18 protein-coding genes are annotated in these 20,081 nt (G+C 67.6%); 4 read left to right on the top strand and 14 right to left on the bottom strand.

The window, feature by feature from the left end; genetic code table 11:
- Positions 1-23: 23 nt before the first annotated feature.
- Positions 24-2,063: a GmrSD restriction endonuclease domain-containing protein gene (locus tag GII31_RS15470; protein WP_213244294.1), complete on the bottom strand. Its 2,040-nt coding sequence runs from the start codon at positions 2,061-2,063 to the stop codon at positions 24-26.
- Between the two features lie 80 nt (positions 2,064-2,143).
- Here GII31_RS15470 and GII31_RS15475 point away from each other — a divergent pair, with 80 nt between their 5' ends.
- Together GII31_RS15475 and GII31_RS15480 are read left to right on the top strand one after the other, a co-directional pair.
- Positions 2,144-2,422, top strand: coding sequence for a type II toxin-antitoxin system Phd/YefM family antitoxin (locus GII31_RS15475; protein ID WP_213244295.1), 279 nt, complete (start codon positions 2,144-2,146; stop codon positions 2,420-2,422).
- Positions 2,419-2,832 (top strand): type II toxin-antitoxin system VapC family toxin, encoded by a 414-nt coding sequence (locus GII31_RS15480; RefSeq protein WP_213244296.1) that lies wholly within the window; start codon positions 2,419-2,421, stop codon positions 2,830-2,832. Before GII31_RS15475 ends, GII31_RS15480 begins: the two co-directional genes overlap by 4 nt.
- A 15-nt stretch (positions 2,833-2,847) precedes the next feature.
- On the opposite strand, the gene dapC is transcribed toward GII31_RS15480, so the two are convergent.
- On the bottom strand, positions 2,848-3,954 hold the full coding sequence (dapC, locus tag GII31_RS15485; protein WP_213244297.1) for a succinyldiaminopimelate transaminase: 1,107 nt from the start codon (positions 3,952-3,954) through the stop codon (positions 2,848-2,850).
- Positions 3,955-4,053: 99 nt separating this feature from the next.
- A complete protein-coding gene (fdxA, locus tag GII31_RS15490) occupies positions 4,054-4,377 on the bottom strand; it encodes a ferredoxin (RefSeq protein WP_213244298.1) in 324 nt (107 codons plus the stop codon).
- Between the two features lie 467 nt (positions 4,378-4,844).
- Here fdxA and GII31_RS15495 point away from each other — a divergent pair, with 467 nt between their 5' ends.
- The gene (locus tag GII31_RS15495; protein WP_213244299.1) at positions 4,845-5,384 is read left to right on the top strand and encodes a cupin domain-containing protein; all 540 of its coding nucleotides are present in this window, start codon (positions 4,845-4,847) and stop codon (positions 5,382-5,384) included.
- Positions 5,385-5,429: 45 nt separating this feature from the next.
- Here GII31_RS15495 and cofG read toward each other — a convergent pair whose 3' ends face one another.
- The 7 genes from cofG to typA all read right to left on the bottom strand — a co-directional run bounded on the left by cofG (position 5,430) and on the right by typA (position 15,318).
- Entirely contained in the window at positions 5,430-6,701 is a 1,272-nt protein-coding gene (cofG, locus tag GII31_RS15500) for a 7,8-didemethyl-8-hydroxy-5-deazariboflavin synthase CofG (RefSeq protein WP_213244300.1), read from the bottom strand.
- Positions 6,698-8,206, bottom strand: coding sequence for a flavin-containing monooxygenase (locus tag GII31_RS15505; RefSeq protein WP_246222332.1), 1,509 nt, complete (start codon positions 8,204-8,206; stop codon positions 6,698-6,700). Before GII31_RS15505 ends, cofG begins: the two co-directional genes overlap by 4 nt.
- A 134-nt stretch (positions 8,207-8,340) precedes the next feature.
- The gene (locus GII31_RS15510) at positions 8,341-9,462 is read right to left on the bottom strand and encodes an FO synthase (protein ID WP_213244301.1); all 1,122 of its coding nucleotides are present in this window, start codon (positions 9,460-9,462) and stop codon (positions 8,341-8,343) included.
- A 90-nt stretch (positions 9,463-9,552) separates the two neighbouring features.
- Positions 9,553-10,158: a hypothetical protein gene (locus GII31_RS22510; protein ID WP_322973025.1), complete on the bottom strand. Its 606-nt coding sequence runs from the start codon at positions 10,156-10,158 to the stop codon at positions 9,553-9,555.
- Entirely contained in the window at positions 10,148-11,056 is a 909-nt protein-coding gene (gene mshB, locus GII31_RS15520) for an N-acetyl-1-D-myo-inositol-2-amino-2-deoxy-alpha-D-glucopyranoside deacetylase (protein WP_260840019.1), read from the bottom strand. Before mshB ends, GII31_RS22510 begins: the two co-directional genes overlap by 11 nt.
- A gap of 84 nt (positions 11,057-11,140) precedes the next feature.
- Entirely contained in the window at positions 11,141-13,210 is a 2,070-nt protein-coding gene (locus GII31_RS15525; protein ID WP_213244302.1) for an ABC transporter substrate-binding protein, read from the bottom strand.
- Positions 13,211-13,407: 197 nt separating this feature from the next.
- Complete coding sequence (gene typA, locus GII31_RS15530; protein WP_213244303.1) at positions 13,408-15,318, bottom strand: translational GTPase TypA; 1,911 nt, start codon at positions 15,316-15,318, stop codon at positions 13,408-13,410.
- A gap of 141 nt (positions 15,319-15,459) precedes the next feature.
- Between typA and GII31_RS15535 the strand changes: the two genes are divergently transcribed.
- Entirely contained in the window at positions 15,460-15,636 is a 177-nt protein-coding gene (locus tag GII31_RS15535) for a hypothetical protein (protein ID WP_213244304.1), read from the top strand.
- Between the two features lie 2 nt (positions 15,637-15,638).
- On the opposite strand, the gene GII31_RS15540 is transcribed toward GII31_RS15535, so the two are convergent.
- Genes GII31_RS15540 through GII31_RS15555 form a run of 4 tightly spaced genes read right to left on the bottom strand, consistent with a single transcriptional unit; the run spans position 15,639 to position 19,814 of the window.
- Positions 15,639-16,040 carry a (deoxy)nucleoside triphosphate pyrophosphohydrolase gene (locus GII31_RS15540; protein ID WP_260840020.1) on the bottom strand — a complete coding sequence of 134 codons (402 nt, stop codon included), beginning with the start codon at positions 16,038-16,040 and terminating at the stop codon, positions 15,639-15,641.
- On the bottom strand, positions 16,037-17,140 hold the full coding sequence (locus GII31_RS15545) for an ABC transporter ATP-binding protein (protein ID WP_213244306.1): 1,104 nt from the start codon (positions 17,138-17,140) through the stop codon (positions 16,037-16,039). Before GII31_RS15545 ends, GII31_RS15540 begins: the two co-directional genes overlap by 4 nt.
- Entirely contained in the window at positions 17,140-18,804 is a 1,665-nt protein-coding gene (locus tag GII31_RS15550) for an ABC transporter permease (protein WP_213244307.1), read from the bottom strand. The genes GII31_RS15545 and GII31_RS15550 overlap by 1 nt, the downstream gene beginning before the upstream one ends.
- Positions 18,804-19,814: a thiamine ABC transporter substrate-binding protein gene (locus GII31_RS15555; RefSeq protein ID WP_260840514.1), complete on the bottom strand. Its 1,011-nt coding sequence runs from the start codon at positions 19,812-19,814 to the stop codon at positions 18,804-18,806. The genes GII31_RS15550 and GII31_RS15555 overlap by 1 nt, the downstream gene beginning before the upstream one ends.
- Between the last annotated feature and the right edge of the window lie 267 nt (positions 19,815-20,081).

Raw genomic sequence — 20,081 nt, forward strand, 5'->3', positions numbered from 1 at the left:
TGCCGTGAGAGGGGCATCGCTCGCTACTCGGCCCGGTCATCGTCGTAGACGACCAGCGTTAGTTGACCCGTGCTCCCGCTGGGCTCGTCGTCCGCAATCTCGGCGTCGGCCTCACCGAGGCTCGCCACGTAGTTCTCGCGAATGTCCTGAAGGCTGGTCTGAGTTCCTTCGATCACCCACCACCACCATCCGTTCGCGGTCTTCCCAGTGATCGAACTAGCGGCTCCCGATGGAGTCTGGAATGCGACGTCGCCGACATATAGCCGACCGTCCTGCGCAACAAGCGCAAGAGCATCTGCATGCTGCGAACCCGGATAACGACACCGCAGTCGAGTGCCTGGCTCTAGCCAACCTGTCGCCACGAGTTGCGCAACGTCCACGCTCACGGCAGCAGGTGCCAGACCCGAGCCACCTATGAGGCCGACATGGCCCGCCGGAGTCGGCCAAAGATTCAGAATCTGCTCCACCAGTTGGTCTGTGCGCTGCTCGATACTCAGTTCGTCCCAAGTATCACCCGGGTTCAACGCATCCTTTGTGAGCAGTACATCGTCGTATTGCAGGAAATGGTCACGCTTTGTTGTCCACGGTCCGTTACTCAACTTGCTGTTGAGTTCTTGCGTGACCAGCGTGAGATTGCCGAGCTGCTGCACGACACGATCACGAACCGACTCCTGGTCTTCGGTCAGGTCGGCCGGCCAATGCTTGCGCCACTTCTGCGGCATGAGGTGTTCGATGGTACCTATGCCCCGAGCAATCGGACCCATAGCGAGCTTCTTGCCGTCGGGGTATCCACGCTTCTCGTCTTCGATAGCCTCCAGCACCATACGCAAACGAGCAAGCCGGTACCTCCGGTAGACAGTTGCCCCTGTGAGCGCCTCACGCACCTCCGCATCACCCGGCCAGTACCCGACCGAGGTATGGTTCGTCTCAAGATAAGCCGTGACTGCGGCGGCGACCTCTTCCTTCGGCTGTGTGCTGACATGTTGCATGAGGTCGATGATGAAGCGATTCGATCCCTGCGATGGTGCCTTGACCAGAGCCCGCCGCACGAACCAGCTCTCCAGGGTTGCGAGGATATTGCCGCGATCGGCGGGAGGGATGCCTGATTGTTCGGGCTCATCCAGCCATATCAGCAACGGGCGCGAGATCTCCGAGTCAAGCGTCCCAACCCGGTAGCTGAACAGCTCGACGCGGCTGAGCGGCCCATGCACTTGCTCCGAGCCCTCGATGGCAGCCCGGTAACGGTCGGCGGCCGCCTTGATCTGAGGCAGGAGGGCACCCACGTCCTTGGCGACAGTGTTGACATAGTGCTTGAACTGGGTGAACACCTCGCGGATCGGAAAGTCATCCAGGGTGCGCGCGGTGAGCCACTGCCAGAGGAACAGCGATGCACGGGAGTTCTTGATTCGCCCTGTAGTGATCTCGGTCTCCCACCAGGGCGTCTCGAACTCTGCCCAGTAGCTCAGGTATGCCGTTTCCGCATCCGACGGTGCGCCAGCGAACGATTGGAAGACGAAGTTCTTGATGAGATCGGCAGCTGACAGCGGAGTACCACGGGCGTTCAACGTCTCGAAGATTGCTTGCGCGTCCTCGTTCGCGTCGAGACGAATGCTCGCGATCTCCAACCGTTCCATGACGGTCGCGACGAGCATCCGTGCACGGCGCTCACCGACGTCGTCCCCGAGCCACGTGCTGATCGACTCCGCGAAGAATCGATGGGCATCGCTCAGCCGAGACTTCGCAACCACCGCGTAGTCGACCGGTGTTGCCGCCGACATCACCGAGACGAAGGCGTTGCGGTCGCGATTGGTAGGCCACAACTTGTAACGATCGTGCTCGTCGTCGCAGTAGTCGGCCGGATTCTCAACCAGCGGCAGAATCTGACCGGCAAGCTGTGCCCAGCCCCGATGCTCCAACTCGGCGTGCAAGGCATCGAGGAGCAGCTGAATCGTGGTGAGCCGCTGCTGGCCGTCGATGACGTTCCAGGTGGGCAGCCCGCCGAGCGTCGTCGGAACCTGCTGGATAACGATTGCCCCGAGAAAGTGGGTCGCATCCGATCGCACGCATCCCTGGATTGGTCGAAGAATTCACTATCACCGATCAACCCATTCGGTTCCGTAGCGCACGTGCTACGATCGAGTTCGTGAGTACGCCTGAACCGTTGGAGAGCCTGTCGCAGCGAGAGTTGCGTAACGAGTCAGGTCGGGTGCTGCGGTCGGTCAGTGAGGGCCACTCGTTCGTTCTCACCAATCGCGGCGTTCCCGTCGGGCGGATCGTTCCCCTCGACGCCCCCGCGCAGGCATTGCCTATCACACGTCCGGCCCGCCGCACCGGTGGCTGGGCTGATCTGCGGATCGTGCGCAAGCGCACTACCCAAGAGCCCCAGTCAATCCTCGATGACCTGCGCAGTGACCGCGCGTGACCCATCGAGCTGTCGTCTACGTTGACACGTCGGCACTCGGTGCATTACTGATCGAACAACCCGAGAGCGCACACGTCGAGGAGTGGTTGGACACAGCTGATGTCACGCTGGTATCGAGCGATCTGCTCGAGACCGAGTTGCGTCGCCTCGCGGTCCGCGAAGATCTCGACCATGCCGACGTGACCCGAATTCTCGAAGGTATCTCGCTCGCAGCCCTCGATCGGGCGGCGTTCCGCAATGCGGGCTTCCTGCCGATGCCCTTCCTTCGAACCCTCGATGCCCTGCATCTTGAGGCGGCAATCCGGCTCGAAGCCGCGGCGGTGCTGACCTATGACCGCAGGCTCGCTGAAGCGGCAAGGTCGGCGGGGATCGACGTGATCGCACCCGGCGCGGCCACCGAACGCTTCTGACTGGGGGAATCGGAGTCAGAGTCGGGCGGCTGCGGCGGCGATGCGTTCGTCGGTGGCGGTGAGGGCCATCCGGACGTGTGTGGTGCCGGCCGGGCCGTAGAAGTCGCCGGGGGCGGCGAGGATGCCGCGTTCGGCCAGCCAGCTATGGGCGGTGCGGGAGTCCTCGCCGCGAGTGACCCATAGGTAGAGGCCCGCTTCGGAGTGGTCGACGGTGAATCCGGCATTCTCGACGGCCGTCTTGAGCACGTCACGGCGGACACGGTACCGCTCCCGCTGGGCGTCGACGTGCGTGTCGTCGTTCAGCGCGGCGGTCATGGCGGCCTGGATGGGGAACGGCACTATCAGCCCGGCGTGTTTGCGGACGGCGAGCAGTTCGCCGATCAGGTCGCGGTCGCCGGCGAAGAACCCGGCCCGGTACGACGCCAGGTTCGACACCTTCGACAGCGAATGGATGGCCAGCAGACCGGTGTGGTCGCCGTCGCACACGCGCGGGTCGAGGATCGAGTACGCCTCACCTTCCCAGGTCAGACCCAGGTAGCACTCGTCGGAAGCCACGATCACGCCGCGCTGCCGGGCCCACTCGACGACCTTGCGCAGATGGTCGATACCCAGCACCTTGCCGGTGGGGTTGGACGGGGAGTTGATGAACATCAGCGCCGGGCTCGCCGGCCCGATCTGCACAGTCGAATCCGCCCGCAGCACGGTGGCCCCGGCCAACAGCGCACTCACCTCGTACGTCGGATAGGCGACCTCGGGGATCACCACCGTGTCGCCCGCACCGAAACCCAGTGTCGACGTCAGGCCGGCGATGGCCTCCTTCGTACCGATCACCGGCAGGATCTGATCAGTGCCCAGCTCCGCCACACCGTAGCGCCTGGTCAGTGCGGCGGCCGCCGCCTGGCGCAACTCGGTGGTGCCGATCGTCGTCGGATACCCCGGAAACCGCGAACCGTCGTCGAGAGCGCGCCGGATCAGCGGATCGACCGGGTCGACGGGTGTGCCGACCGACAGGTCGACGATACCGTCGGGGTGTGCGGCGGCAGTGGCCTTCGCCCCGGCGATCGTGTCCCACGGAAAGTCTGGCAGCGTCGAACTGACCCTGCGACGTGCTGCGATTCCCACTGGTTCCCCATTCCCTGAGCCCGTCTCCGCAGGCCTCATCGACCGACCGCCGACCGCATTCAGCGCGTGACGTGCGGCCGTGTCACTACGGGCTCGAGACTATTCCTCGATCGGCGCGAGCGCGGCGACGAACGGCGGATCGTAGTCGGTCTTGCCGACCTTGCTGGCGCCGCCCGGCGAACCGAGGTCGTCGAAGAAGTCGGCGTTGGCACTGACGTACGGTTCCCACTCGTCGGGTACATCATCTTCGTAGAAGATCGCCTCGACCGGACACACCGGCTCACAGGCACCACAGTCGACGCATTCGTCGGGCTGGATGTACAGGCTCCGCCCGCCCTCGTAGATGCAGTCCACCGGGCATTCTTCGACGCAGGCCTTGTCCATGACATCGACGCAAGGCTCCGCGATGATGTAGGTCACCACTCTCTCCTTCGCTGCACGTTCGTATCCGCCGCGTCGGGCCGATGCCGGCGACCGGTGTCGGCGGTTGGGTGCCGCGGCGGCAAATGGCGCAAGGGCTGATTGCACCACCTGCGAACCCTCTCGCGGGCACGCCTGTGCCCAGCGAAAAGATCGCGCACCACAGTATCCGCCCTACACCTCCCCGAAGAAAAACTGACTGTGCCCTAACCAGCGACTACGATGACCTCACCAGCGCCTTCCGGACCTACGAGTAACACGGATCACAACTGCCGGGGGCTATGTGCGCTTGCGCGCTTGCGCGCTTGCGATCAGCGTGCAACTAACCGTCGACCGCGGAACCCGGGTCGGGCACTGTGGACGTCATGACGGCATCCGTGACATCTCAAGCGGGGACATCTCAAGCGGGGACATCTCAAGCGGGGACATCTCAAGCGGGGACATCTCAAGCGGGGACATCTCGCGCGGGCATGTCCGCACCTGGCCGCGCTCGACCCCCACAGACCCGGCACCTGCCCACCCGGTTGCGCCCCGCCGATCTGTTGCGGATCGCCGACCAGGGCGTCGCCGACATCCTCGACGGCCGCTACGACGCCCTCCTGCCCTCCCGATGGGACCGCGCCAACCGATCGGCGACCCGCCTCGAACAGCGCGACGACCTCGAACTGTGGCTGGTCAGCTGGATCGACGACGGCGAATCCGAACTGCACGATCACGCCGGCTCACTCGGCGCGCTCACCGTGATGTCGGGATCGCTGCGCGAATATCACTGGACCGGTGAGGACCTGCGCGTCCGGGTCCTCGGCACGGGAGACCAGGCATCGTTCCCGATCGGCTGGGTGCACGATCTGATGCGCGGCCCCGACCCGGCCGACGCCGTACCCGAGGCCGCTCCGACCCTCACCGTCCAGGTGTACTCGCCACCGCTGACGGCGCAGTCGTACTACGAGGTCACCGACCACGGCACGTTGCGACGCACACGGACCGAGCTGAAACAACTCCCCGAGTAAGTTCGGCCCACCGTCCCAGCTCGACCCACCGGCCGGGCCGGGCCGTCAGGCGGGACGAGCCGCCGGCACCCCCGGCCAGGGCAGACCCGCCGGCCGCACATCGGCCGCCAGACCCGTCACCGGGTCGGCCAGCGCGTCGAGATGCCCGGTGAGCGCATCGTCGATCCAACTCTCACGGTCGAGGACGAACGGCGGTTCGGCGGTCACCCGTTCGGTCAGGGTGAACCCGCACCGCGCCGTCAGATCGGCGAGCGTGTCCAGGTTGGGCCACGGACGCTCCGGGTTCACATGATCGGGGGTCAGCGGCGACACACCCCCCCAATCCGCGATCCCCGAGGCGATCAGCGCCGCGCACTCCTCCTGCGACACCAGATTCGGCGGTGCCTGAATCGCCACCTCCGGCCCCATCACCACCCGCGCCACCGCGACGGCGGCGAGAAACTCCGACATCTCCGCATCCGGCACCCCGCGCATCGCGGTATCGGGCTTGGCCCGGAAGTTCTGCACGATCACTTCCTGGATATGCCCGTAGGCACGATGCACATCGGCGATCGCCAGTAGCGATTCAGCTCTCTCGGTGAGGGTTTCGCCGATACCGACCAGAATTCCGGTGGTGAACGGCACCTTCGCGGTACCCGCGTCGCGCAACACCTGAAGCCGCACCAGCGGGTCCTTGTCGGGGCTTCCGTAATGCGGCTGCCCCTTGTCGGTGAACAGCCGCCGAGCGGTGGTCTCCAGCATCATGCCCATCGACGGCGCCACCGGACGCAACTCGCGCAACTCCGCCAATGACATGACGCCCGGATTCAGATGCGGCAACAGTCCGGTGCCTTCCAGGACCGCCACCGACGCGGCCCGCACATAGTCCAGAGTCGACGAATAGCCGCGTGCGGCAAGCCATTCCCCGGCCTCCGGCCACCGGTCCTCGGGCCGGTCACCGAGCGTGAACAGCGCCTCCTTGCAGCCGAGCGCCGCCCCCTGCCGGGCCAGCGCCACAACCTGATCGATCTCCAGATACATGCCGTGGCCGTCGCGGCGCAGCTTGCCCGGAACGGTCACAAAAGTGCAGTAGTGGCAACGGTCCCGGCACAGCCGCGTCAGCGGCACAAAGACCTTGCGCGAGTACGTGATCCGGCCCGGCCGGCCCGCCGCCGCCAGACCCTCGTCACGCAGCCGCGCGGCCACCGACTGCAACTCACGCAGGTCCGCACCCCGGCACGACAACAACGTCACCACGTCGTCGAGCGCCGCCGACCGGCCCGTCGCCGCCGCGACCCGTGCCGCGTCCAGCGCCATCGACACCAACCCCGTGGTCATCGAACACCTCCCGCGCCGTCGACACACACCACATACGGCGCCGGGTCGAAGGTTCCGTTGCGTTCACGGAACGACACCGCCGTACCCGGCCACAACAACGTGAGCCGACCGCTGCGTGGATCGACATACCAACTGTTGCAGCCGGTCAGCCATACCGTCGGTGCGCTGCGCTCGTCGATTTCGGCGGTGTAGGCCGCCTCCGCCTCCGCGGACACCTCCAGCGACAACACCGACTCGGCGGCAACATAGTCCAGGGCACCCAGCACGTAGTCGAGTTGCGTCTCGATCATGTAGATGGCCGAGTTGTGGCCGAGCGCGGCATTCGGCCCGTCGATCACGAACATATTGGGAAAACCGGCCACCGTCGTCGACGCGTACGACACCATGCCCTTCGACCAATGATCGTCGAGCACCTTCCCGTCGCGTCCGCGAACCCGTACCGCCACCGGCGGGCGCGTCGCCTCGAATCCCGTGGCCAGCACCAGCACATCGAGATCGTGCGTGGCACCGTTCGCCGCACACGCCTTGTTCTCCACGACCGAGGTCAACGCACTCGGCTCGTACACCACATTCGGCCGCCCCAGCGCCGGATAGTAGTCATCGCTGAGCAGAATACGTTTGCAGCCGATCTCATAGTCGGGTGTGAGATATTGCCGCAGAATCGGATTGGCAACCTGATCGCGTAGATGGCCGAGTGCCAGATCCCGGATCTGGTCGATATCGGGTACCAGCCGCAACCGTTGCGCGAACGCCCGATCGGCATCGAGCAGCAACTGCTCCCGCAACTCCTTCGCGGCACCGACATCGCGCAGCCGGGCCCGCTCCTCCGCGCTGAACGCCCGATCCCTGCGCGGCACAACATAAGCCGGAGTACGCGCGAAGACAACCAGTTCCTCGGCCAACTCCGCAAGATGCGGGATGATCTGCACCGCGGACGCCCCGCTGCCCACCACACCGATCCGCTCACCGCCCGACACCGCACCCGGATCCCACCGCGCGGTGTGCACCACCGTCCCGGAAAACCCGTCAAGACCCTCGACCTGCGGACTATGCGGTTCGGACAACCTGCCGACGGCCAGCACCAGCATCCGCGCCCGGACCGGGCCGCCGCCGGTGGTCGTCACCGACCACCGCGCCGACTCCGCGTCCCAACGCGCATCAAGCACCTCGCACCCGAGCCGGATGAACGGCGCCACGCCCTCCTCATCGACGGTGCGCTGCAGGTAATCCCGGATCTCGGCGCCTCGGGGGAACAACGTCGCCCAGTCGGCGGGCGGCCGGAACGAGAACGAGTACAGGTGGGCCGGGATGTCGCACGCGATTCCCGGATACACGTTGTCGCGCCACGTACCGCCGACGGCATCGGCCCGCTCAAGCACCACGAACGACTCCCGGCCGCGCCGCATCAACTGCGTCGCCATGCCAATACCCGCGAAACCCGCCCCCACGATGGCCACATCGACATCAGTCGCGACCGAATCCCCCGCCGCTTCGCTCGCGACCACATCCCCCGTCGCTTCGCTCGCGACCACATCCCCCGTCGCTTCGCTCGCGACCACATCCCCCGTCGCTTCGCTCGCGACCACATCCCCCGTCGCTTCGCTCGCGACCACATCCCCCGTCGCTTCGCTCGCCCGGCTCACCGACCGTGCACCTGCGGGATCGGTGTCAACAACGCCGCCGAGGGAGCGCCGTAGCCGGTGGTGCGCTGCACCGGTGTGCGACCGACGCGGGCCGCGATGTCGGCCACCTCCCGTGCCGAGAGCACCCGGCCCGCCTCCTGACCGGCCTCCGGCATCAACACACCGTCGAGCAGTAGCCCCCCGATGTCGTCGGCTCCGCCGCGCAACACGTCGAGAACCGAATCCGGGTCGAGTTTGGTCCACGCCACCTGCAGATGAGCGATACGCCCGAACGTCAGCAGGCGCGCCACCGCATGCACCGCACGCGTCTCCCGCCGCGAGGCCACACCACGGGCGCCCAGATATGCCGGTGCCGCCGACGGCAACATCGGCATGACGATCAGCTCGCTGAAGCCGTTGGTCCGTTCCTGGATCTCGTTCAGCAGACGCAGATGCGCGACCACATGCCGGGGCGACTCCACATGCCCGTACAGCAGCGTGGACGTGGAGAACAACCCCACATCGTGGGCGGCCTCGATGGTCTCGACCCACTCGGACACCGGCGGCGCCGACCCACCCGACAACCGCGCCCGCACCTGGTCGTCGAGAATCTGGGCCGCGGTACCCGGTACCGAACCCAGCCCCGCATCGCGGGCCGCACCCAGAAACGCCGCGACCGGCATATCCATCCGTGTGGCGCCGTCACGCACCTCCGGCGGCCGGAACGCGTGCAGATGGATCTCCGGTGCCGCGCGGTGGACCTGCTCGATCAACCGCAGATAACCGTCGGCGGGTGCGTCGGCCGGCAGCGGTCCCTGCATACAGATCTCGGTGGCACCCAGCCGCCAGGCCTCACCGACCAGCTCGGCCAGATCCGGCACGTCAGGGCCGCCGGCGGCGATCACCGCGGTATCGACATTGCGGTTGACCACGAACGTCAACGCGTCCGGGTCGGTCACCGACCGCCGGGCCGAATCGGCGACCGCACACAACTCGTCGAGTTCGTCGCCGTCGGCGCCGAGCAACGCCGCCCAGTCGTCGTCGGTGGGTGAGGTCGGATCGGCCGACACACGCCGCAGCGCCGCACGAACATCCGACGTCTCGGCCACCACATCCCGAGCCCACGCGCGTAGGACCATGATCACACTGTAACCACCGGGGGCTCCAGAACCACCGGGGGCTCCGGCACCCGACCCGGACGGTGGGATCGCCGCCGCATCACCGCCCCGTCAGCGTGGACCGGTGTTCAACCGTCCCGACCACAACAGGGCCAACGGCAATCCGGCCCCCACCACCACCAGCAGAAATGTCGGCAGCACAGTCGTGCCGTCCAGCGGCAACACCACATCGTGCCCGGGGCCCGCCATCGCGGCCACCATCAGCGTCAACAACCACACGATCAGCGGCGCCACCCGACCGACACCACCGGTGAACCCGGCGGCCAGCCACAGCAACACCGCATTGGCCAGCCCGGCGAGAACGGCCACCACCGGGATCGGCTCACCGAAAAACCGCTGCGGGGCGAATCCCACCGACAACAGAGCGACCGGAACCGCCGCGCACACCAGCAATCCCAGCATCACCCGGTCGAAGACGACGCTGGGCCCGGACCACGCCTCGGCCACCTCCGTGGCGATGCGCGCCAGAGACACCTTCAGCGTGCCCACCAGGGTCTGCGGCCGCGCCGGGGCGGGATCGTTCGGGGGCGCGAGAGAACCCGTGGGAGCCGATGTCGGGTTTTTGCGCTTGTCCTCAGCAGCGTCCTTGTGCTTCTTCGCCGCCGCGTTCCGGCGCTTCTTCGCCGACGCGCCGCGCCGCTTCCTCTCAGCCGCCATACCCGCAGTCCAGTCCGGCGAACAGATCGCTCTCGCGGCCCACCGCACCTGAACGCGGTCCGTCCACCTGCACGAAATGCTCCACCTCACTGATCGGGGTGAGGATGTTGTTCGACAGCGCGTACTCGGTGCCCGACGGAGCCACGGTCACCTGGGTGGCATGCGCGGCCAGCGCCGCCACCTTGCGCGCATACACCCCGCGGACATCGACCTCGGCGGTGATCACATCGTCGGGACAGCGCGGCAGCTCACCCTCGTGCGGCATCCGCCAGCCCGACGGCACGCGTCCCGCCGCCGCCCGCAGACCCGACTCCAGTGCGCTCTGCCCGGTCACCGACTCGTACACCTTGATGTCGGTGCCGAGCCGACCGCGGGCGATCGGCAACGCCGCCGCGGTCACCTCGTGCACCCGCACATGATCGGGATGCCCATAGGTTCCGGCAGGGTCATAGGTGACGACCACCTGCGGGGCGAACTCGGTGATGATGTCGGCCAGCAAGGCCACCGGCGCGTCCAGCGGCGCCTGCACCAGCGCGCGCGGATGCCGCGCCGACGGCGAGCCGGCCATCCCCGAATCGCGGAAATGTCCGGCACCGCCCAGGAACCGGGGCCGCAGCACCCGTTCGGCCGACGCATCGGGTGGACTCAACGCCGCCAATGCCGTGGTGAGTTCGAAGATGCGGAACCCGCCGAGCTGATCGGCTCCGCCGTCGGCGACGAGTTGCGCCCACCGGTCACCGATCACCTCCCCCTCCTCGCCCAGGGTGAAGGTCACCACCGCTACCTGCGCGCCCTCGGCCAGATAGCGGGCGATCGTGCCACCGGTCATGATCGTCTCGTCGTCGGGATGGGCATGCACCAGCAGCAGCCTGCGACCTGCCGTCACCGATTCATCCACACTCGCACCCTTCTTGTTCGATTCCCGTCGCCGCGCTCGCCCCGGTCGACTTCCCCGTCGCTGCGCTCGCCCCGGTCACGGGCGTCACTTCTGATCCCACAGGTCGGCATCACCGAAGATCCCCACCTGGATCGGTCCGGACAACGGCACGCCGGTCACCTGATCGGTCACCCCGACCAGCGACAACTCCTGATAGATCGGCAGATACACCGACTGCGCGGCCAGCAGCGGCTCGGCCTCTTCCAGCAGCGGAGCCGGATCCTGCGCCGACAGCGCCGCGCGCGCCAGCCTGATCAGCTCCTCGTCGCACAACCCGGACGTGTTGCTGATGTAGTCCGAATCCGCACCGTCGGCCGGAACACCCGACGACGAGGGCCCCGCGCCGGGCGTCGACGTGGGCGCCGGTGACCCGGGGGATGAACCTGCGGGTGTCGTCGGCGCCGTCGGGGAGCCGGACACCTCCGCGTCGGCCGATTCGGATTTAGGTGCCGCACAGTCGACCTGCGAGGCGAACGTGACGGCCGGCGGCATACCCAGCCCGGTCCAGCCGACCACCAGATCGACCTCCGACTCCATCAGCGCCGACCCATACAGTTCATTGCCGGCCAGCAGTCGCGTGCGGGCACGAAGACCCATCGCACGCAGCTGATCGACGATCGTCGCCGCCGCCGATGTCGCACGCGGATCCCCCGAGATCGCACCGACCCGGATCGTCAGGTCGCGGCCGTCCTTCTGGAACGGCGCCACCCCCACCGGGACCGACGGCACATCGGAATCGTCGCGCTCGGTGCTCTCACCCGTGGTGCCGCTGACCTCACTCGCCGGGGCGCCGCTCTCGCCCGCCGTGCCGGACGGCACCCCGGACGCATCCGGTGACGACGGACCCGGCGCGCCGGTCGTCGTCGGGGACTGCGGCACCGTCGACGACCCCGGCACCCCATCGCTTCCCGAGTCACCGCCGCTTCCCGAATCACCGCCGTCCACCGAATCCTCGTCGGCGTCGTCGGTGACCACCGGACCGCGCACATATCCGGCGTCGGTCAGCAACGTCTCGATGCGCGCCTTGTCCGGACGTTGCCTGTCGACGGGCCGGTAACCGGCGTCCGAGGGCGCGTACACCGTGTTGGCGAATCGTGTGGCCACCTCGTCGCCGGCTGCCGCGAACGTCACCACCTGCGGGTCGATCACGCCCAGGATCGCGGTGCGCACACCCAGCTCGCGCATCGCCGGGGTGCGGGTGTTGGCGCTGACGGTGAGCGCCCGCGGTACCGGATTGCGGCGGGTCGCGGTACCCGGCACCGCCGACAGCTCAGCCTGGGTCGACTGCCCGCTGGGAAAGTTCACGATCGCCGAGTCACGTACCCGGATGGAGGCGACCATCTGCGGCACGGTACCGGCACGGCGCAGCACAACCTGATCGAGCTCGGAGGGCTGTGCCCAGTATCGGTCGTTGCGGATGAGCCGGACCTCGTCACGGGTCTGGTCGATCGAGCGGATCAGGAACGGGCCCGCCGACACCGGCATCCCGCTGTCCATGCCGGTCTCGAATCCCGACGGCGTGCCGCGCAGGACGTGGCTGGGCAGCAGACCGGTGAACAGTTCCCGCCACGCGGGGAAGGCGGCGGCGAAACGCACCTCGACGGTCTTGCCGCCCGAACTCGTGGCGACCGAGTCGATGAGCCGGTAGCCGGCCGGGGCCACGGTGCCCGGCCGGCGCGACATCTGCTTCCACAGGTAGCTGAAGTCATCGCCGGTCACCGGGAGCCCGTCGGACCATTGGGCGTTCTTGTGGATCCGGTAGGTGACGGTGAACGGTTCGGTCCTGGTGACCTCGGCCGAGGTGACGAAATCCTCCTGCAGGTCCCATCGGATGCCGGTGGGTGTCTGGACGGGCGCGAACACACTCGGCAATGTCATCGCCGCGATCGCCGTGGTCACCACACCCTGGTCGGCGGCCAGATGCGGGTTGAATCCCGCACCGATCGATCCGGTGGCGACATAGATGGTCTTGTCGTCCGGGTAGGGCACCGGGGTGGCCGGGGGGGCCGTCTCCCGCACCGGTGGGGGCGGGTCGGCACTGCATCCGGCTATCAGCAGAATCGCCGTGGCGAGCGCGGGTAGCACCGCCTTGCGTCGTTCGCGCACCCGTCGCATCTCCTTCGGAGTCGTACCGGACCACGTGACTGTGACCGTGGTGGATCGGGCGCCGTCACGCCCTGATCCACCACAGTAGGCGGTGCCGGCCCCCTGCTTGGTCGAAGTCACAGCCCGTTCGGACTCACAGCCCGTTCGGACTCACAGGCCGCCCGGCCCGCAGACTGTCAGCCCGCAGACCCTCAGCCCGCAGACCCTCAGCCCGCAGACTGGTCGCGTGCCTTGGCGCGCGAACGCTCGCGGGCACGCGTTGAGGAATCCAAGTGCAACTTGCGTACCCGCACCACCTCGGGCGTGACCTCGACGCACTCGTCGGCGGCGCAGAACTCCATCGCGCCCTCAAGGTCGAGCTGCATCGGCTTGGCGAGGGTCTCCATCACGTCCGCCGACGACTGCCGCATGTTGGTGAGCTTCTTCTCGCGGCACACGTTGATGTCGAGGTCCTCGGCGCGCGGGTTGATGCCCACGACATGCCCCTCGTAGCTGTCATCGCCCGGGTTGACGAAGAAGGTGCCACGGTCGGCGAGCTGGATCATCGCGTACGGGGTGACACTGCCGGCACGGTCGGACACCAGCGAACCGGTGTGCCGGGCGCGGATCTCCCCGGCCCACGCGTCATATCCGTTGAACACGGCGTTGGCGATACCGGTGCCGCGGGTCTCGGTCATGAAGTCGGTACGGAAACCGATCAGGCCACGCGAGGGCACGACGAACTCCAGGCGCACCCAGCCGGTACCGTGGTTGTTCATCTGCTCCATCCGGCCCTTGCGGGCGGCCAGCAGCTGGGTGACCGCGCCCAGGTACTCCTCGGGAACGTCGACGGTGAGATGCTCGAACGGCTCGTGCACCTTGCCGTCGACCTTCTTGGTCACCACCTGCGGCTTGCCGACGGTCAGTTCGAAGCCTTCGCGGCGCATCTGCTCCACCAGGATCGCGAGCGCCAGTTCACCACGGCCCTGTACCTCCCACGCGTCGGGGCGGCCGATGTCGAGCACCCGCAGCGAGACGTTGCCGATGAGCTCGGAGTCGAGGCGGCTCTTGACCATGCGGGCGGTCAGCTTGTGCCCGGACACCCGGCCGGCCAGCGGCGAGCTGTTGGTGCCGATGGTCACCGAGATCGCGGGTTCGTCGACCGTGATGCGCCGCAGCGGGACCGGGTTCTCCAGATCGGCGAGGGTGTCGCCGATCATGATCTCGGGCATACCGGCGACGGCGACGATGTCACCGGCGACGGCGGACTCCGCGGGCGCCCGGTCGACGCCGACGGTGGCGAGCAGTTCGGTGATCTTGGCACGTTCGACCACGGCTTCGCCGTCGACCTCGCGGCACCACGACACCTGCTGTCCCTTGCGCAGAGTGCCGTTGTGGATGCGCACCAGGGCCAGCCGGCCCAGGAACGCCGACGCGTCGAGGTTGGTGACGTGCGCCTGCAACGGCGCTGCGGGATCGCCCTTGGGCGCGGGCACGTATTCGAGCAGCACATCGAAGAACGGGTCGAGGTTCTCCCCCGCCGGCACCTCGCCGTCGGCGGGCTGCTCGGTGCTCGCGATACCGGCCCGGCCGGAGGCGTACAGAACCGGCAGTTCAAGGGCGAGTTCGGCCGCCTCGGCGGCCTCGTCGTCGAGATCGGAGGCCAGGTCGAGCAGCAGGTCCTGACTTTCGTCGACGACCTCCTGGATACGGGCGTCGGGGCGGTCGGTCTTGTTGACCACCAGAATCACCGGCAGCGACGCCGCCAGCGCCTTGCGCAGCACGAAACGGGTCTGCGGCAGCGGACCCTCGGAGGCATCGACCAGCAGGACGACACCGTCGACCATCGACAGACCGCGCTCGACCTCGCCGCCGAAGTCGGCGTGGCCGGGGGTGTCGATGACGTTGATGACGAACTCGGTGCCGTCGGGCTGTCGACGGTGCACCGCGGTGTTCTTGGCGAGAATGGTGATGCCCTTCTCGCGTTCGAGGTCACCGGAGTCCATGACCCGGTCGACGAGTTCGGCTCGCTCGCCGAAAACCCCGGACTGGCGGAGCATCGCGTCGACCAGCGTGGTCTTACCATGGTCGACGTGCGCGACGATCGCGACGTTACGGAAGTTGGGGGCAGCGCTCACTGACTCTCTTTCCAGGTGTTGGGCAGTAGTGAACCGGCCGTGATCGGCAGGTCAACCGGCCTATGGTACCGCTTGGGTGCTGTGCGACGCCGATCACAGGGTTACGGGGGCATTTATGTTAGGCGGTGCTAACGTGAATCCATGGGCAAGGTGAATCCCGCGAAGGTCGGGGGCCTGAAGGCGAAGAAGAAGTGCTGCCGCAAGAAGACGCGGTGTGTGCGCTGCCCCGTCGTGATTCACCGGATGGGCAAACTCGACACCCGTCACATGTCTAAGAAGGAACTCACCCACGCCCTGAAGAAGGCCCGCGCCGCCTGATCTCAGGCGAGCAGCTCCAGCAGGTCCGGCACCCACGCCGTGTCCGCCGGCACCAGCTCACCGGCGGCGGCCATCGCCCGTAGCCGGCCGGCATCCACCCAGCACAGCGCCGTGTGATCGAGGGCCCGCGGCGGCGGCCCGGCCAGACGCGCGCGCAGGGCCACCAGTTCCAGTCCTGGCCGCAACACCACCGCCGCACCCACCTGCTCACCCGCCTCGATCGCGGTGCCGAGTTCCTCGGCGATCTCCCGCTCCAGCGCGGACCGTCGGCTCTCGCCGTCCTCCACCTTGCCACCGGGCAGTTCCCACAGCCCGGCGACCTCCGGCGGATAGCGGCGCTGCGCGAGCAGCAGCATTCGCGACGTGTCGTCGATGATGGCCGCCGCCACGACGATCCTGTTCACCGCCGCACCCCCGGGTCCGTCCGGGCATCCGGCCCGGCCCGATCCGGCCCCACTACCGCGACGCGGTCGGCGTCCAGCCGCAGGCACACCAGGTCGCCGGGAGCTATCCGGTCCGATCGCGAGGTCACCGCGATCACCTCATCACCGACATCCGGGTGCGGGCGCACATCCAACCGCACCCCACCGGGCAGCACCGCGACATGCATCACCTCCGCCGGCGTCGAGCCGGCCCCGGTATCGCCGGTAACAGATTTCTCGCTCCCGGAAATAGGTTCGGCAACAACAGATTCTGGACGCAAACCGAGACGTACCACACCATCGGGGACGTCGAGGACGACCCGGCCGAGCGCGCAGTCCGCCACACCGCCGGACACCGTGGTGTCGAGAATCGTTGTGATACCCAGGAATCGGGCCGTCCACTCGTCGATCGGACTGCGCCACAGGTGGGCCGGGGTGTCGGTCTGCACGATCTGCCCGTCCCGCATCACCGACACCCGATCGGCCATCAGCGCGGCCTCCGTGTGATCATGGGTGACGATGACGGTGGGCGTACGGGTCTCGCGCACGATGGCCGCGATATCGACGGCGAGTCGGTCGCGGAGCAATTTGTCGAGCGCGGCCAGCGGTTCGTCGAGCAGGAGAAGCCGGGGCCGCGGGGCCAGCGCCCGGGCGAGTGCCACCCGCTGCGCCTGCCCACCGGAGATCTCGCGCACCGATCTGCCGCCGAGGCCGGCCAAGCCGACCAGCGACAGCATCTCCTCGACCCGGGCGTCGATGTCGCGGCGACGCCAGCGGCGCATCTTCAGCCCGTAGGCCACGTTCGCGGCCACCGACCGGCCGTCGAACAACTGCCCGTCCTGGAACACCACCCCGAAATCCCGCCGGTGCGCCGGCACCGAGGCCAGGTCCTGACCGTCGAACGAGATCCGTCCGGCAACCACCGGTTCGAGTCCGGCTATGGCCCGCAGCAGCGTCGACTTCCCGCACCCCGACGGACCGAGCAGCGCCGCTGCCGGCGCCTGCGCACCGACCGACCAGCTCAGGTCGTCGATCACTACGTCGGCGCCGTAGCGCACCGCGATCGAGTCGATCTCCAGCATCAGATCACCGCCCGTATCCCGGGCCGATCCGACTGCCCCGTACGGGAGCGGTGCGGCCGCGGACCGAACAATTCGATGACACCGACGGCGATCGCGGTGACAACCACCAGCAGCATCGCCGAGGCCATCGCCGTGGCCAGATTGTCCGCACCCGGGCGGCTCAGGGCCGAGCCGATGAGCACGGGCAGTGTCGTGGTGTCCGGCTGGGCCAGGAATCCGGTGGCGCCGAACTCGCCGAGCGCCATCACGAAGGCGAAACCGCCCGCCGCACCGAGCGATCGACCGATCGTCGGCAGGTCGATGGTGATGAACACCCGCCACGGCGAGGCGCCGCACACCACCGCGGCCTGCCGCAGCCTGGGCGGCACCGACGCCAGCGCCGGCAGCAGTACCCGGATCACGAACGGCACGGCGATGAGCGCCTGCACACACGGAATGACCAGCGGCGACGCCGCCACCCGGGCAGGTAGTTCCGACAGCGCGATCAGATATCCGAAACCCAGGGTGACGGCGCTGACACCCAGCGGAATCATCGCCAGGACGTTGCCGACCACGGCCACCGCCCCCGAGGCCCGATGCAGGGCGAGCGCCCCGAGCGTCCCCACCACCGTCGCGATGAGGGTCGCCGAGGCCGCGGTGGTCAGCGAGTAGCCGACGGTGTCGAGTGGGCTGATGCCGTTGACGCCGTCGGCCAGCGCCCGATACCCGCGCAGCGTCCAGCCGCCGTCGGCGGCGGGCCGCACCGACCGGATCGCCAGCACCAGCAACGGCCCCACCAACAGCACCACGGTGTAGACGACGGCAGCGGCCACCGGCACCCACCCCAGACCGTGCGGCCGCCGCCGGTGCGCCGGTCCCCCCGCCGCCCCGGACGCGGACGGATCGGTGAAGATCCTGGTGAGCAGCAGGGCCGCGATCACCACCACGATCTGCAGCAACGACAGCGCCACCGCCTCGGGAATCCGGAAGTAGCTGATTGCCTGCTGATAGATCTCGGTCTCCAGCGTCCGCAGCCTGCCGTCGCCGAGAATGATGACCACGCCGAAACTGGTGGAGCAGAAAAGAAACACCAGCGACGCCGCGGCCCCGATCGCCGGCAGCAACGGCGGCAACAGCACCGTGACGAATGCCCGCACCGGGGTCGCACCGAGACAGCGTGCGGCCTCCGCGGCGCGGGTTGCCTGCGAGCGCAGCGCCGCCCCGACGACCCGCACGAACACGGCGACGTTGAGGAACACGTGCGCGATCAGCACGGCCCAGAAGCCGGACTCGATGCCCAGCCCGGCGAGCGGACCGGTGAACACGGCCCGGAAGACGATGCCGACCACCACCGTGGGCAGCACGAAGGGCACGGTCACCACCATCATCAGCAGACTCGAGCCGGGCAGGTCCACCCGCGCCACGAGCCAGACGACGGGAATGGACACGACCGCGACCAGAATGGTCGAGGCGAGCGCCTGCCCGAGAGTGATCGCGAGCAATTCGAACGCGTCGGCGTTGCCCAGCAGTTCACCGATCCCGGCCCCGTCGGAGGTGATGACGGCGCGGTGGACCAGCGCGAGCACCGGCCACCCGAAGAACACCGCGACGAACAGCGCCGGTACCAGCGTGATCAGTGCCGGTACCCAACGGCCGGACAGCCGGGGCAGTGGCACGCGGGACATCAACGCCCGACGGCGTCTCGCCACTGCTGCAGCCACTGTTCACGGTTCTTGGCGATCACCGCGGGCGGAATCTTGACCGTCCACGACGGGACGGGCGCCCGGTCCTGCCAGCCGTCGGGCAGCGGCGTGTCCTTTTGCACCGGATACACGTACATCGATGAGGGCAGCTCACGCTGCACGGTCTGACTCACCATGAAGTCGACGACCTTGCGGGCACCGGCGGCGTTCTTGGCCCCTTTGAGGACCCCGACGTACTCGACCTGGCCGAAGCAGCTGTCGAGCAGTGCCGAGGTTCCGGGGGTGGCGGCCGGCGACGACGCGTAGGACAGCACGATCGGTTTCTGGCCGCGTCCCTCGCCGGCCGAGAACAGCTGGTTGTAGGCGATCTCCCAGCCCGAGACGATGGTCGCCTTGTTGGCCGCCAGCTTCTTCCAGTAGTCCTGCCAGCCACGGGGGTCGGCGTTGACGGTGGTGAGCAGGAAGGCCATGCCCGGCGAGGAGGTGCCGGGGTCGAGCAATGCCGACAGGTTGGCATACCTGGGATCGGTGAGATCACGGAAACTCTTGGGCGGCTCCACGTCGTTCTTCTCGAACCAGGAGTCATCGAGGTTGAGGCAGACATCACCACGGGTGACCGCGGTCAGTTCGTTGTTCGAGTCCGCCACCGCATAGGCCGACGCCCCGTCCTCGGCGAGCGGCGACTTGTACGGTTCAAGTGCGCCGTTCTCGATGGGGCGGGAGGCGAAGGTGTTGTCGATCCCGAAGACGACGTCGGCCTTCGGCTTCCCCGGGGTCAGCGAGATCGTGGACGCGAGCTTGCCGGCATCACCGGATTTGATGACCCGCAGGGTCAATCCGGTCTCCTCGGTGAAGGTCTCGTAGACCGAGTCGGGCAGCTCGAACGAGTCGTGGGTCAGCATCGTGACCTCACCACCTGCGCCGGAGGACTCGTCGTCGTCATCGCCGCACGCGGTCAGTCCCGCGCCGAGCACGCCGCAGACCGCGACCATCGCCGCGACGGTGACGGTCCGGGACGGTGTGCCCACTCCCCTACTGCGGCGTCCGCCGCACAGCCTGATGACGCTCACTCTGGTGGTCCTCCCGGTTGATATTCACGCCGTCGACAGTCTGCCTCCGGCAGGCATATCCGATCTAACCAGGCAAAAGTCGACCACTGGGTGTGGCCCGGCCCAACACCGCACACCACCCCAGCAACTTTCGTCACACTAGATTACAATTACACTTTCTCTATCATAAGTAGACATAACTCTGCGGTA

Source organism: Gordonia pseudamarae (genome assembly GCF_025273675.1).
GTDB classification, from domain to species: domain Bacteria; phylum Actinomycetota; class Actinomycetes; order Mycobacteriales; family Mycobacteriaceae; genus Gordonia; species Gordonia pseudamarae.